This is a genomic window from Leifsonia sp. NPDC080035 (assembly GCF_040050925.1).
In the GTDB taxonomy this organism is placed as follows: domain Bacteria; phylum Actinomycetota; class Actinomycetes; order Actinomycetales; family Microbacteriaceae; genus Leifsonia.
Genome location: NZ_CP157390.1, coordinates 1,433,217 through 1,445,760, shown reverse-complemented (window position 1 = coordinate 1,445,760; position 12,544 = coordinate 1,433,217). Strand labels below are relative to the sequence as shown.

16 protein-coding genes are annotated in these 12,544 nt (G+C 70.0%); 12 read left to right on the top strand and 4 right to left on the bottom strand.

Features of this window, described 5'->3' with window-relative positions; all coding sequences use genetic code 11:
• The first annotated feature begins 22 nt into the window (after positions 1-22).
• The 9 genes from AAME72_RS07055 (at position 23) to AAME72_RS07015 (ending at position 6,536) form a co-directional block, all read left to right on the top strand.
• Positions 23-922: a zinc ABC transporter substrate-binding protein gene (locus AAME72_RS07055; protein WP_348789530.1), complete on the top strand. Its 900-nt coding sequence runs from the start codon at positions 23-25 to the stop codon at positions 920-922.
• Entirely contained in the window at positions 919-1,779 is an 861-nt protein-coding gene (locus AAME72_RS07050) for an ATP-binding cassette domain-containing protein (protein ID WP_348789529.1), read from the top strand. Before AAME72_RS07055 ends, AAME72_RS07050 begins: the two co-directional genes overlap by 4 nt.
• Positions 1,776-2,633 (top strand): metal ABC transporter permease, encoded by an 858-nt coding sequence (locus AAME72_RS07045; RefSeq protein ID WP_348789528.1) that lies wholly within the window; start codon positions 1,776-1,778, stop codon positions 2,631-2,633. Before AAME72_RS07050 ends, AAME72_RS07045 begins: the two co-directional genes overlap by 4 nt.
• 6 nt (positions 2,634-2,639) lie before the next feature.
• Positions 2,640-3,038, top strand: a complete 399-nt coding sequence (locus tag AAME72_RS07040) for a transcriptional repressor (protein ID WP_348789527.1) — start codon at positions 2,640-2,642, stop codon at positions 3,036-3,038.
• 168 nt (positions 3,039-3,206) lie between these two features.
• Entirely contained in the window at positions 3,207-3,443 is a 237-nt protein-coding gene (gene rpmB / locus AAME72_RS07035) for a 50S ribosomal protein L28 (protein ID WP_348789526.1), read from the top strand.
• A gap of 2 nt (positions 3,444-3,445) precedes the next feature.
• Positions 3,446-3,613, top strand: coding sequence for a 50S ribosomal protein L33 (gene rpmG / locus AAME72_RS07030; protein WP_089916186.1), 168 nt, complete (start codon positions 3,446-3,448; stop codon positions 3,611-3,613).
• A gap of 3 nt (positions 3,614-3,616) precedes the next feature.
• Entirely contained in the window at positions 3,617-3,922 is a 306-nt protein-coding gene (gene rpsN, locus AAME72_RS07025) for a 30S ribosomal protein S14 (RefSeq protein WP_179604180.1), read from the top strand.
• Positions 3,923-4,155: 233 nt separating this feature from the next.
• Positions 4,156-4,440, top strand: coding sequence for an HU family DNA-binding protein (locus AAME72_RS07020; RefSeq protein ID WP_314146123.1), 285 nt, complete (start codon positions 4,156-4,158; stop codon positions 4,438-4,440).
• 146 nt (positions 4,441-4,586) lie between these two features.
• Positions 4,587-6,536, top strand: coding sequence for a cytochrome c oxidase assembly protein (locus AAME72_RS07015; protein ID WP_348790101.1), 1,950 nt, complete (start codon positions 4,587-4,589; stop codon positions 6,534-6,536).
• 24 nt (positions 6,537-6,560) lie between these two features.
• Here AAME72_RS07015 and AAME72_RS07010 read toward each other — a convergent pair whose 3' ends face one another.
• Positions 6,561-7,601, bottom strand: a complete 1,041-nt coding sequence (locus AAME72_RS07010) for a hypothetical protein (protein ID WP_348789525.1) — start codon at positions 7,599-7,601, stop codon at positions 6,561-6,563.
• Between the two features lie 92 nt (positions 7,602-7,693).
• Between AAME72_RS07010 and AAME72_RS07005 the strand changes: the two genes are divergently transcribed.
• Positions 7,694-9,013 (top strand): DEAD/DEAH box helicase, encoded by a 1,320-nt coding sequence (locus AAME72_RS07005; RefSeq protein WP_348789524.1) that lies wholly within the window; start codon positions 7,694-7,696, stop codon positions 9,011-9,013.
• Between the two features lie 42 nt (positions 9,014-9,055).
• Complete coding sequence (locus tag AAME72_RS07000) at positions 9,056-9,409, top strand: FHA domain-containing protein (protein WP_348789523.1); 354 nt, start codon at positions 9,056-9,058, stop codon at positions 9,407-9,409.
• 25 nt (positions 9,410-9,434) lie between these two features.
• Here AAME72_RS07000 and AAME72_RS06995 read toward each other — a convergent pair whose 3' ends face one another.
• From AAME72_RS06995 to AAME72_RS06985, 3 genes are all read right to left on the bottom strand, one after another.
• Positions 9,435-10,082 (bottom strand): biliverdin-producing heme oxygenase, encoded by a 648-nt coding sequence (locus AAME72_RS06995; protein WP_348789522.1) that lies wholly within the window; start codon positions 10,080-10,082, stop codon positions 9,435-9,437.
• A gap of 70 nt (positions 10,083-10,152) precedes the next feature.
• Positions 10,153-10,677, bottom strand: a complete 525-nt coding sequence (locus tag AAME72_RS06990; protein ID WP_348789521.1) for a hypothetical protein — start codon at positions 10,675-10,677, stop codon at positions 10,153-10,155.
• A gap of 32 nt (positions 10,678-10,709) precedes the next feature.
• Positions 10,710-11,123, bottom strand: a complete 414-nt coding sequence (locus tag AAME72_RS06985) for a DUF4383 domain-containing protein (RefSeq protein WP_348789520.1) — start codon at positions 11,121-11,123, stop codon at positions 10,710-10,712.
• Positions 11,124-11,262: 139 nt separating this feature from the next.
• Between AAME72_RS06985 and AAME72_RS06980 the strand changes: the two genes are divergently transcribed.
• Entirely contained in the window at positions 11,263-12,537 is a 1,275-nt protein-coding gene (locus AAME72_RS06980) for a serine hydrolase domain-containing protein (protein ID WP_348789519.1), read from the top strand.
• The last annotated feature ends 7 nt before the right edge of the window (positions 12,538-12,544 follow it).

Here is a 12,544-nt window from a genome sequence, read left to right as displayed (position 1 = left end):
ACTTAGACAAGGCATACCCGCCATGCAGAAGCGCCCGCTCCTCGCCATCGCCCTCGCCGCAACGACCGCCATCGCCCTCGCCGGCTGCTCCTCCGGAGCATCCGGAGACGACGCGAAGGTCCGTGTCGTCGCCAGCACGAACGTGTACGGCGACATCGCGACCACGATCGCCGGAGACGCCGTCGACGTGACATCGCTGATGAAGGACCCCGCCCAGGACCCGCATTCGTTCGAGGCCAGCGCGCAGAGCCAGCTCGCGGTCTCCAAGGCCGACATCCTCATCGAGAACGGCGGCGGCTACGACGACTTCATGGACACGCTGCGCACCGGAGCGAAGAACGACTCGGCCACGGTGCTCAACGTCGTCGACCTCTCCGGCAAGAAGCCGGTCGACGGCGAGCTCAACGAGCACGTCTGGTACGACATCCCCACGATCGGAAAGCTGACCGACGCGCTCGTCACCGCGCTGTCGAAGGCGGACCCGGCGCAGAAGACGACGTTCGAGAAGAACGCCGGAGCCTTCACCGCGAAGCTCGACGCGCTCGGGAAGCGCACCGCGGAGCTGAAGACGCGGTACGCGGGCGAGGGTGTCGCGATCACCGAGCCCGTGCCGCTCTACCTGCTCGAGGCGATCGGGCTGGAGAACCGCACGCCGGAGAAGTTCAGCGAGGCCATCGAGGGCGGCAACGACGTCTCCCCCGTCGTGCTGCAGGAGACGCTGCGGCTGTTCTCCGGTCACCGGGTGAAGCTGCTCGCCTACAATGAGCAGACCAGCGGCCCCGAGACCGAGAAGGTGCTCGCCGCCGCCAAGCAGGCCGACATCCCCGTCGTGCCGGTCACCGAGACCCTCCCGAGCGGCAAGGATTACACCTCCTGGATGAACGCCAACCTGGACGCCGTCGCGGCGGCGCTGGCGAAGTGAGCGAGCCGCTCGAGCGCGTTCCCGCGCCCGCCGACCGCGAGGTGGTGCTGAGTCTCCGCGACGCGGCCCTCGGATTCGGCGCGCGCACGCTCTGGAGCGGGCTGGACCTCGACGTCCACGCCGGCGAGTTTGTCGCGGTGCTCGGCCCGAACGGCTCGGGCAAAACCAGCCTGCTGAAGACCATCCTCGGCCAGCAGCGGCTGGACGGCGGCAGCATCCGGTTCGACGGGCACGCCGTGCGCCGCGGAGACCGGCGCATCGGCTACATCCCGCAGCAGAAGCTGATCCCGGCGGGGACGCCCATGCGCGCCCGCGACCTCGTCGCCCTCGGCGTGAACGGTCACCGCTGGGGGCTCCCGTTCCCCAGCCGCGCCGACCGCTCCCAGGTCGAGCAGCTGGTGGATTCGGTCGGCGCGCGCCGCTACGCGGACGCGCCGGTGGGCTCCCTCTCCGGCGGAGAACAGCAGCGGCTCCGCGTCGCCCAGGCACTCGCCGGCGACCCTGCGCTGCTGCTCTGCGACGAGCCGCTGCTCTCGCTCGACCTGCAGCACCAGCGCGGCGTCAGCGAGCTGATCGATCGGCGGCGAAGGGAGCACGGCTCCGCTGTCGTCTTCGTCACCCACGACGTGAACCCGGTGCTCGGGATGGTCGACCGCGTCTTGTACCTGGCGGGCGGACGGTTCCGCACGGGGACGCCGGACGAGGTGCTCCGCAGCGATGTCCTCACCGACCTCTACGGCACTCCCGTCGACGTGATCCGTACACGCGGGCGCATCGTCGTCGTCGGCATCCCAGACGCCGAGACCCACGATCACCACGAGCACAGCCGCGACGTGCACCCGGAGCCGGCCGCATGAACGATCTCTGGTCCCAGCTCTTCAATTTCGCCGACTACGGCGAGCTGCTCGCCCTCGTGCGCAACTCGATCTTCGCCGGAGCCGTGCTCGGCGTCGTCGGCGGCCTGATCGGCGTCTTCGTCATGCAGCGCGACATGGCGTTCGCCGTGCACGGGATCAGCGAGCTCTCGTTCGCCGGTGCCGCGGTCGCGCTGCTGTTCGGCGCCAACGTCGTGGCCGGCTCCCTCGTCGGCTCCCTCATCGCCGCCGTGCTGATCGGGCTGCTCGGCGCCAGGGCGCGCGACCGCAACTCGATCATCGCCGTGCTGATGCCGTTCGGGCTCGGGCTCGGCATCCTGGCGCTCGCACTGTATCCCGGGCGAAGTGCGAACAAGTTCGGGCTCCTCACCGGCCAGATCGTGTCCGTCGACGACCCCCAGCTCGGCTCGCTCATCGTCATCGGCGCACTCGTGCTGATCGGGCTGCTCGTGATGTGGCGTCCCCTGATGTTCGACAGCCTGGATGCGGACGTCGCGGCGTCCCGCGGTGTCCCGACCCGTTTCGTCTCGCTGGCGTTCATGGTGCTGCTCGGCCTCGCCGTCGCGGTGTCCGTGCAGATCGTCGGCGCGCTGCTGGTGCTGTCGCTGCTTGTCACGCCGGCGGCCGCGGCGATGCGGGTTTCCTCGTCGCCGCTCGCCGTCCCGCTGCTCAGCGTCGGCTTCGCGCTCGTGTCCGTTGTGGGCGGCATCATGCTGGCGCTCGGAAGCGCGCTGCCGATCAGCCCGTACGTGACCACGATCTCCTTCGTCATCTACGTCGTCTGCCGCGTCGTCGGCACGCGCAGCTCACGGCGTCTCGTGAGCCAGGCGGGCTAGCCTGGGATGGTGAAGCGCAACACCTGGCAGCGGGAGGCCGTCCGCGAGGCCCTGTCCTCGACGGAGGGCTTCATCAGCGCGCAGGGACTGCACCTCAGCCTCCACGAGTCGGGCTCCCCGATCGGGCTCGCGACGGTGTATCGCGCGCTCGCCGACCTGGCGGCGGAGGGCGACGCCGACTCGCTGCAGTCGCCGGAGGGCGAGAGCCTGTACCGCGCCTGCACCACCGGCCACCACCACCACCTGATCTGCCGCAACTGCGGTCTCACGGTGGAGATCGAGGCCGACGAGGTTGAGCAGTGGGCGCGCGCGGCGGCGGCATCGCACGGCTTCACGCAGGCGCAGCACGTGGTCGACGTGTTCGGCTTGTGCGCGGCGTGCTCCGCCGCGGCCGCGACGGCCTGATTTGGCCGGGCGTGTCGTCATGCCGTAGCATGGATGTTTGGCTGAGTGGGCTCCTCCCGCTCAGAGCCGTGTACGAAACCCCCACACCGAGAAATCGCGGGGAAGCCGTGCGCCGACAAGTGACCTTGGGTGGGACCGTCCGGTCCCACGGTATTGGAGAAGAAAGCAATGGCAGCAGTGTGCCAGGTGACTGGAGCCGTTCCCGGCTTCGGTCATAACATCTCGCACTCGCACCGACGCACCAAGCGCCGGTTCGACCCGAACATCCAGAAGAAGACGTACTACGTTCCGTCGCTTCGCCGTAACGTCACCCTCAACCTGAGCGCCAAGGGCATCAAGGTCATCGACGCCCGTGGCATCGAGTCCGTGGTCAAGGACCTCCTGGCCCGTGGGGAGAAGATCTAACAATGGCGAAGCAGCAGGACATCCGTCCGATCATCAAGCTCCGTTCGACGGCGGGCACCGGGTACACCTACGTGACCCGCAAGAACCGCCGCAACGACCCCGACCGCCTCGTGCTCAAGAAGTACGACCCGGTCGTCCGCAAGCACGTCGACTTCCGAGAGGAGCGTTAAACCATGGCCAAGACGTCCAAGATCGCCAAGAACGAGCAGCGCAAGGTCATCGTCGAGCGCTACGCCGCGAAGCGCGCCGAGCTGAAGAAGGCCCTGGTCGACCCGAACGGGACCGACGAGTCCCGCGAGGCCGCCCGCGTCGGCCTGCAGAAGCTCCCCCGCGACGCCTCCCCCATCCGCGTCCGCAACCGCGACGCCGTTGACGGCCGCCCGCGTGGAAACCTCAGCAAGTTCGGCATCTCGCGTGTCCGCTTCCGCGACATGGCGCACCGTGGCGAGCTGCCCGGCATCACCAAGTCGAGCTGGTAAGCACTCGCGACAGCCTGTGAAGGGGCGTCCGGCATCGTGCCGGGCGCCCCTTCGTCGTCCCCCGAAGTCTGCGCAGCGCCGGAGAGTTGACGAAAGAACCGCGAGAATCCGCGTGTTTCCGCGGGATTCTGATACATTCGAGGCGGTCGACCGACCAAACGTAACGGCCTTCGTGGCCTCAACCGTTCCACACGAAGCTGTAGATCCAGCACAAGGTCCGAGGAGGACACTCAATGGCTGACAACCTGAACAAGACCGAGCTCGTTGCTGCCGTCGCTGCGGCGTCGGGTCAGAGCCAGGCCACCGTCTCGAGCGTCGTCGACGCGTTCTTCGCCACCGTCAGCGACACCGTCGCCAAGGGCGGCAAGGTCACCATCCCGGGCTGGCTCGCTGCCGAGCGCACCGAGACCGCCGCTCGCACCGGCCGCAACCCGCAGACCGGCGAGGAGATCTCGATCCCGGCCGGCCACCGCGTCAAGCTGACCGCGGGCTCGAAGCTCAAGGCTGCCGTCAAGTAGTCTTCGCAACGCCTGAACGAGGGCGGCGCCGCACACCGTGCGGTGCCGCCCTCGTCGTCTGTGCGCGGTGAGTTCGCGGCGCCGCTGTGGGCGGGTGTCCAGCGGCGGCGACGTAGGCTTGACGGGTGCCCCGAGTTCTCCGCGTGATGGGACCTGCCGCGTTGCTGGTCGCCGCTCTGGCGTCCGTGCTCGCCGCCCTCGCGTTCGGCGGAGGCGCCGCCGCGCCTCTGCTGCTCGACCCGGGCGCGCTGGTGCGCTGGGGCCTCCCGATCGCCACGCTGGTCGTCAACCTGAGCCTCTCCGGCACCGTCGGTGCGCTCGTGCTCGCCTGCTTCGCCTTCGCACCCGACCGGCCGGAGTACGGCAAGGCGCTGGACTTCGCCGCGGCCTGCGCCGCCGTGATGACGGTCGCCGCCGCCGTGACCGGACTGTTCACGTTCGTCAGTGTCTCGAACGTGCCATGGTCGTTCGACCAGACGTTCACGAACGGCCTCAGCTCCTTCATCACGAGCGTCTCGCTCGGGCAGGCGTGGCTCGGGATCACGCTGATCGCTGCCGCCGTCACGGTCCTCTGCTTCGCGGTGCGCAACCACACCGCCATCCTCTTCGTCGCCATCCTCGCGATGGCGTCGGTCGTGCCGATGGCGCAGCAGGGCCACAACGCCGAGGCGGCCGGCCACGACGCGGCGGTCACGTCGTTCGGTCTGCACGTGCTGTTCGCGGCGATCTGGCTCGGCGGCCTGCTCACGCTGATCGTCATCAAGGGGACGCTCGGCGGCGGACGGCTGGTGACGGTGCTCGAGCGTTACTCCAGCATCGCGCTGATCTGCTTCATCGTCGTCGCCGCGTCCGGATACGTGAACGCGGAGCTTCGGGTGGGCACGCTCGCCGAGCTCGCGACGCCGTACGGCATCCTCGTGCTGGTGAAGGTCGCGGCGCTCGTGGTCCTCGGCCTCTTCGGTGTGATGCAGCGCCGCGTGCTGATCGGGCGGCTGAAGGCCGGAGGGCGCCGCTCGACGTTCTGGTGGATCGTCACGGCCGAGCTCGCGTTCATGGGCATCGCCTCCGGCGTCGCCGCCGCGCTCGCCAGAACGGTCACGCCCGTCCCGCAGACGCGCGCGGCGACGCCGACTCCGGCCGAGATCCTCACCGGGGAGAAGCTTCCGCCCGAGCTCACCTGGGAGCGGCTGTTCACGAGCTGGAACTTCGACCTGCTCTGGGTGCTCGGCTGCGCGTTCGTCCTCTTCTTCTACCTGGCGGGCGTCTGGCGGCTGCATCGCCGCGGCGACAAGTGGCCGATCTACCGCACCGTCCTCTGGGTGCTCGGCATCGCGCTGCTGTTCTACATCACCAACGGCGGCGTGAACGTCTACGAGAAGTACCTGTTCTCCGCTCACATGTCCGCGCACATGGTGCTGACGATGGCGGTTCCGCTGCTGCTGGTGCCCGGTGCCCCGATCACGCTCGCCGCCCGCGCGATCCGCAAGCGCACGGACGGCAGCCGCGGCGGACGGGAGTGGATCCTGCTCGCGGTGCACTCGCGGTTCGCCGGGATCATCTCCAACCCGATCGTCGCGGCGATCCTCTTCGCCGGCTCGCTGTGGGCGTTCTACTACACCCCGCTCATCCGGTGGGCCACGACGGATCACATCGGGCACGAGTGGATGGTCGCCCACTTCCTCATCACCGGGTACCTGTTCGTGCAGTCGCTGATCGGGATCGACCCGGTCAAGTACCGCCTCGCCTACCCGTTCCGGCTGCTCCTGCTGCTGCTGACGATGGCGTTCCACGCCTTCTTCGGGCTGTCGATCATGCAGATGCACGGTCTGCTGCTCGCCGACTGGTTCGGCGCGATGGGCCGGACCTGGGGCGCGACGCCGCTGATCGACCAGCAGACCGGCGGCGGGATCGCGTGGAGCATCGGCGAGATCCCCACGGTGATCCTCGCGATCGTGGTCGCCATCCAGTGGAGCAGGAGCGACGAGCGCGAGACCAAGCGCCGCGACCGCAACGCCGACCGCACGGGCGACGCCGAGCTGCGGGCGTACAACGAGCGGCTCGCCCGGCTCGCCGAGCGCGACGGCGCACAGCGGTAGCAGCGGCCCCGCCGGGCGCCCTGGCTAGTCGGCGACGACGATGTCCAGCGAGCCGTCCGGGCGGATGGTCACGCTGGAGAGTGAGACGGCGAACTTCTCGTCCGACTCCCGTTGCCGCACCGTACCGTCGAACAGCGACTGAACGGTGACGGAGAGGTGGGCGACGCCGACCGCCTGGTCCATCGTCCAGGTGGTCGCGCCCGCGGTGAGGTGGACGGCCGGGTAGGTCACCATCGTCCACGACGGCATGCCCTGCACACGGTCGTCGATCTCGACGCCGAACGGGCACCCGGCCGGTTGCAGCACCTGCTGCTTCGCGCAGTCGTCCAGGAATCCGTTCAGCTGCGTCTGCACCGCCTGCGTGAACGCGTCCGTCGGCTCGGCGTCGACGACCGCCTCGGTGCTCCGGCCGGGCGAACCCGAGACGACAGCGGGGTCTGCGTGCAGGTACCGGGAACTGTGGCCGAGTTCGTATCGTCCCGGAGCGAAGAGCAGGTAGTCGGCCGCGACGCTGAAGGCCGAACTCGGCTGATCCGGCGCGGCGGCGCGCGGATACACCGTGTGCGCGCCGATGGTGAAGGTGTCGGCGTGCGCGACCGTGATGCGGGCGACCGTGAGCGGCACCGACGCGAACTCCCACGTCGTCAGCACACCGAGGACCGAGGCCGCCGGCCGCACGGTGAACGCCGCGGTCACGGGCCTGCCGTCCGCGAGCGCGTGCACCGTCACCCGGTGCTCGCCGCCGGAGAGCTCCCGGTCGGAGCGCACGGAGATGTCGGTCAGGCGCGGCAGCACGTCGCTGCGCAGCAGCTCGTGGGAGGCGTCCTCCGGCAGCTGCGCCTGCTTCAGCGCTGCCGGCGTCGGATCTGCGCCCGGCATCGAGAGGGCGGCCCCGAGGTCGTGCGCGGCGAGGGCCTCGACGTAGGCGGTGACGAACCCCGACGGACTGTAGAAGGCCCGCTGCACGGCACCGAGCGCGGCGAGGAACGAGACGACGAGGAGGATCCCGATGCCGGACCAGAGCAGCGCGGGCCGCATCCTGGTGCCCGAGCCGTCCCCACTCATGAAGCCATCCTATGGGCCTGTGGATGAGCGGTTCCCGGCGCACGGGCGGGGTTAGAGTAGTTCGGCAGGTCGCGCACGGAAGGGGTTCGCCGATGGGACGGCTCTCCCTCTCGCCCGAACAGCAGGCGGTCTTCGAGCTGATCGAGAACACGCGCGAGCACGTCTTCGTGACCGGCAGGGCGGGCACGGGCAAGTCGACGCTGCTCAACCACCTGTCGTGGACCACCGACAAGTCGCTGGTGATCTCGGCGCCGACCGGCGTGGCCGCCCTGAACGTCGGCGGCCAGACCATCCACTCGCTGTTCCGGCTGCCGATCGGCGTCATCGCCGACCACGACATCGAGCAGACGGTGGAGCTGCGCAAGCTGCTCAACAGCATCGACACTCTCGTCATCGACGAGGTCTCCATGGTGAACGCCGACCTGATGGATGCGGTCGACCGCAGCCTGCGGCAGGCGCGCCAGCGGCCGCTGGAACCGTTCGGCGGCGTCCAGGTCGTGCTCTTCGGCGACCCGTACCAGCTGGCCCCGGTGCCGGGCGATCACGAGGAGCGCGCCTACTTCGGCGACACCTACCGGTCGATGTGGTTCTTCGACGCCAAGGTGTGGCAGGAGGCGGACCTGCGGATCGTCGAGCTGCTGCAGGTGCACCGCCAGCACGAGTCCGAGTTCCGATTCATGCTCAACGCGGTGCGGCACGGGCAGGTGACGAAGGAGATCGCCGACCGGCTGAACGAGGTGGGCGCGCGGCCGGCGCCCCAGGACGGCACGATCACGCTCGCCACCCGCAACGACACCGTCAACCGGATCAACGCGCAGGCGCTGGCGCGCCTCCCCGGCCGGGCGCTCACCGCGAAGGCGGAGGTGTCGGGCGACTTCGGCGGCCGCACGTACCCGGCCGACGAGGTGCTGGAGCTGAAGGTCGGCGCCCAGGTGATGTTCCTGCGCAACGACGTGGGTCAGGGCGACGGGCCGCGCTGGGTGAACGGCACGATCGGCACCGTGACCAGGATCGACTCGACCGTCTACGTGGATGTGGACGGCGAGGTACACGAGGTGGAGCCGGCGATCTGGGAGAAGTACCGCTACACCTACTCCCCCGAGACCAAGAAGCTGACCAAGGATGTCGTCGCCGAGTTCACGCAGTTCCCGCTGCGGCTGGCGTGGGCCGTGACCATCCACAAGTCGCAGGGCAAGACCTACGACCAGGCGATCGTGGACCTCGGCACGCGCGCGTTCACGTCCGGTCAGACCTACGTGGCGCTCAGCCGCATCACGACGCTGGACGGCCTCTACCTGACCCGGCCGCTGCGCCCGAGCGACATCACGGTCGACCCGGACGTCGAGCGGTTCATGCGCGACGCGAGGCCCGTGCACGTGCCGGTGGCGGCCGCCACCCCTGCGTCGTCCTAGCGCGAGCCGCTAGGGTTCTGCCTGGACGCGAGGGGAGACACCATGGCAGCGACGTTCGTGCTGGACTTCAGCGATGGGCAGCACCTGGAGACGATGGGGAACGGCGTGATCGGGCGCAACCCGTCCGTCCACACGCCGGGCACCGAGATGGACGACCCGGCGCACGTCGAGCTGGTCACGATCGGGGACGACGCCAAGTCGGTCTCCCGTGCGCACCTCGCCTTCGGCCAGTACCAGGGCATCTTCTGGGTGATGGACCTCGGCTCCGCGAACGGAACGACGATCAGCTACCCGGGCGACGGCACGTTCGCCTGCGACCCGAACACGCGGCACGAGGTCGATCCCGGCTCGATCGTCCGGTTCGGCAACGCCTCGTTCTCGCTGGGCAGGCGCTGAGCGCGGCGCGACGGGCCGCCCGAACCTAGGCCGCGGCCTTCGCGGCGGCCAGGTCGTCGAACAGCTCGGTGTTGAAGCGGAACGCCAGCGCCACCTCGGCGATCACCCGGTCGCGCTCGTCGTCGTCCCAGTCCACCGCGTCCAGCTGGGCCCGGTAGACGTCCTTGAACACCTTGGGCTTCGCGATCTCGGTGAACAGGTAGAAGCCGACGCCGTTCGTCTCGAAGCCGTACTGGCGCTGCAGGAGCGTGCGGATGATCTGTCCGCCCGAGAGGTCGCCGAGGTAGCGCGTGTAGTGGTGGGCGACGAAGCCGCCCGGCCAGCCGTGGCCGACCTCTCGGACCCGCGCCGTGTAGCGCAGGGTGCTCGGGAGCGGGTGGATGCGCTCGCGCCAGTCCGGCCCGATGAGGAACTCGAGGTCGGCTTCGATGGCGGGCAGGCGGGTGAGCTTCGGGGTGATGAACAGCGCGGCCACCGGGTCCCCCGCCATGTGCGCGGCCGCCTCTTCGAGCGCCTCGTAGATGAAGTAGTGCTGCGAGAGCAGGTGGATGTAGTCGTCGCGGCTGCCCTTGCCGCTCATCAGGTCCTGCATGAAGACCGCGCCCTCGCTCTCCTGGTGGACGGTGCGGGTGCGCTCGCGGAGCGCCTGCGAGAAGGGGATCGGTTCGGCCACGATGGTCTCCAGGTCAGGTAAGGCTTACCTAAGTCTCCCGTGCCGAGCGCCCGGCGTCAACCGGAGGCGGTCAGTGGTGGTGGTGGACGGTGACCGCGGCGATGCCCGCGTCGGTGGCGCCGAGGGCCGGGATGGTCACGGCGCAGACGGCGGATGCGCTGAGGGCGAGCGCGGCGACGAAGCGCAGCGCGCCCGACTGCGGAGCCGCCTCGCGGTCGCCGCGGGAGCGGCGGCGCCGCAGCACGACCGCGGCCACCCCGGCGACGGCGAGGTCGAGGAGCGACGCGACGCCCATCGGGAGGAACGGGAGGGAAAGGACCGTTCCCCCCGACGTCGTCGCACCGGTCGTGGCGAGGGCCGCCCAGATCCCGAGCGGGACGAGGGCCAGCGCCGGCACGGCCGCGAAGAGCGGGGGGCGGTCGCGTGCGAGCGCCGCGGCCGCCCAGCCGAGCTCCGCCGCCGCCACCGCCACGAACGCGACGAGCAGCGGCAGGGGTGCGCCGGGGGCCAGGGCCGCGTGCAGCAGTCCGGCCCCCAGCGCGGCCACGGCGAGGAACGCCCTGGTCGTCGGAGCGACCGGAAGGGTGTTCGACATCCTGCTCAAGGGGTGCGCCGTGGCCACGTCGGTCAGGCGGCGACCGAGCTGGAGCGCACGGTCCGCTCGGCGCCGAGACCGACACCGAGGAGCACGATCGCGCTCACGAGGTGAAGGAAGTGGTCGGGGGTGTTCAGGGCGAGGATGTTCGCTCCCGTGCCGACCAGGAAGAACCCGACGATGCCGAGCAGCAGGTAGACGGCGCCGACGGTGATGTTGACGGCCTTGGCGGCAGCCGCCCTGGTGAGGCCGGCGATGAGCAGCGCCGCGCCGATCAGCAGGTGGGCGATGTTGTGCAGCGGGTTCACCTCGAAGATCCCGAGGATGAGCCCGCCCTTCGTCGCGACGAAGCCGACACCGCCGGTGAACGCGAAGCCGAGCAGGCCGACGAGCAGGTAGACCGCGCCGAAGATGGTGGCGACGAGGCGGTTCGGGGATGTGCGCATTGTGGATCCTCCTTGGATGACGGCGCACGTTCGCGCGCCTCGGACTGTGTTCGGCGCGCCACGCCCGAACGGATTGGAGACCCTCGTGCGGGCTACAATCGCTGGACAGACAGCTGGCACACGACCGTCGGGGGATGGCATGCGACGACCGAAGCGGCTCCACAGGGCGGCCATCGTCGTCACCGCGGCGCTCGCCGCGTTCGCGCTGGCGGCGTGCACGTCGGTCAGCGCCGGATCGGGCCTGCCGGAGCAGCAGCCGGGCGGGCTGGGCTCCGAGGTCGAGAAGCGGCTGGACAGCGCGCTGACCGAGGCGATGACCAAGGCCGGCGCGTCGGCGGGCATCGCCGGCGTGTGGGCGCCCTGGGCGGGCAGCTGGACCTCCGCATCCGGCACGACGGCCTTGAAGGGCTCGACGCCGGTCACCGCTCAGATGACGTTCCGCGCCGGCCAGCTGACCCTGCCGATGTCGTGCACTGTGCTGCTCTCGCTCGTCGACGACGGCACGGTCGAACTCGACGACCCGGTCTCGCAGTGGCTCCCGGGGCTCGTCGGCGTGACGGGCGTGACCCTGCGCGAGCTGTGCCAGAACACGTCCGGCATCGGCGATTACGCCGGCCAGCTGCGCGGCCAGTTCCTGACCAACCCCACGCGCGTGTGGCCGCCCCTGGAGCTGGCGAGCGACGGCATCGCGACGGCCAGGACCGGCAACCCCGGCGAGAAGTACTCGGCGTCGCAGACCAACGGCATCCTGCTCGGGATGGCGCTGCAGAACGCGACGGGCAAGAACTGGCAGCAGCTCTACACCGAGCGCATCTTCGACCGGCTGGGGATGGACTCCACCGTGCTGCCCGACAGCACCGTCATGACGCCGCCGGGGCGGCATCCCGTCGGCTACGCGGCCCTGCCGGACGCGAGCGGCAAGACCGTCTGCGCGCCGATGCACGATCTGACCCGCCTCTCCCCCAGCGTCGGCTGGACGGCGGGCGGCGTCGTCTCGAACCTCGACGATCTGCGGGCGTTCTCGCAGGCGCTCGCCGCGGGGTCGCTGGTCAGCGAGAAGTCCGCGGACGAGCAGGCGAAAGCCGTGCCGGCCGGTGCGTCCTGGCAGCGCTACGGGCTCGGGATGCAGTTGCTGGGCCCGCTGCGCGGGGCGTCCGGCGCCATCCCCGGCTACGTCTCGGCGATGTACACCGACCCGGGCTCCGGGCTCACGATCGTGCTCGCGCTCAACAACTCCACCGCGGGTCCGGGATTCGCGCAGGCGCTCGCGGAACGCTTCGCGTCCATCGTCTCCAAGGTGCCGGCCGACAAGAAGGGCGCGAAGGTCGTCGCGTCCCTGCCGTGGTCGGAGCAGCAGGCGGTGGACACGATGACGAAGGCGTCCCCGTGCCCGCTTCCGGCGCCGAAGAAGTAGCGGCCGG

What these genes read in the sequence shown, in the direction of transcription:
- AAME72_RS06990 (WP_348789521.1), bottom strand. Translation starts at nt 10,677, where the DNA reads ATGTCGAACACCCTTCCGGTCGCTCCGACGACCAGGGCGTTCCTCGCC.
- rpmG (WP_089916186.1), top strand. Translation starts at nt 3,446, where the DNA reads ATGGCGAAGCAGCAGGACATCCGTCCGATCATCAAGCTCCGTTCGACG.
- rpmB (WP_348789526.1), top strand. Translation starts at nt 3,207, where the DNA reads ATGGCAGCAGTGTGCCAGGTGACTGGAGCCGTTCCCGGCTTCGGTCAT.
- AAME72_RS07015 (WP_348790101.1), top strand. Translation starts at nt 4,587, where the DNA reads ATGGGACCTGCCGCGTTGCTGGTCGCCGCTCTGGCGTCCGTGCTCGCC.
- AAME72_RS06985 (WP_348789520.1), bottom strand. Translation starts at nt 11,123, where the DNA reads ATGCGCACATCCCCGAACCGCCTCGTCGCCACCATCTTCGGCGCGGTC.
- AAME72_RS07040 (WP_348789527.1), top strand. Translation starts at nt 2,640, where the DNA reads ATGGTGAAGCGCAACACCTGGCAGCGGGAGGCCGTCCGCGAGGCCCTG.
- AAME72_RS07005 (WP_348789524.1), top strand. Translation starts at nt 7,694, where the DNA reads ATGGGACGGCTCTCCCTCTCGCCCGAACAGCAGGCGGTCTTCGAGCTG.
- rpsN (WP_179604180.1), top strand. Translation starts at nt 3,617, where the DNA reads ATGGCCAAGACGTCCAAGATCGCCAAGAACGAGCAGCGCAAGGTCATC.
- AAME72_RS06980 (WP_348789519.1), top strand. Translation starts at nt 11,263, where the DNA reads ATGCGACGACCGAAGCGGCTCCACAGGGCGGCCATCGTCGTCACCGCG.
- AAME72_RS07045 (WP_348789528.1), top strand. Translation starts at nt 1,776, where the DNA reads ATGAACGATCTCTGGTCCCAGCTCTTCAATTTCGCCGACTACGGCGAG.
- AAME72_RS07010 (WP_348789525.1), bottom strand. Translation starts at nt 7,601, where the DNA reads ATGAGTGGGGACGGCTCGGGCACCAGGATGCGGCCCGCGCTGCTCTGG.
- AAME72_RS07020 (WP_314146123.1), top strand. Translation starts at nt 4,156, where the DNA reads ATGGCTGACAACCTGAACAAGACCGAGCTCGTTGCTGCCGTCGCTGCG.
- AAME72_RS07055 (WP_348789530.1), top strand. Translation starts at nt 23, where the DNA reads ATGCAGAAGCGCCCGCTCCTCGCCATCGCCCTCGCCGCAACGACCGCC.
- AAME72_RS07000 (WP_348789523.1), top strand. Translation starts at nt 9,056, where the DNA reads ATGGCAGCGACGTTCGTGCTGGACTTCAGCGATGGGCAGCACCTGGAG.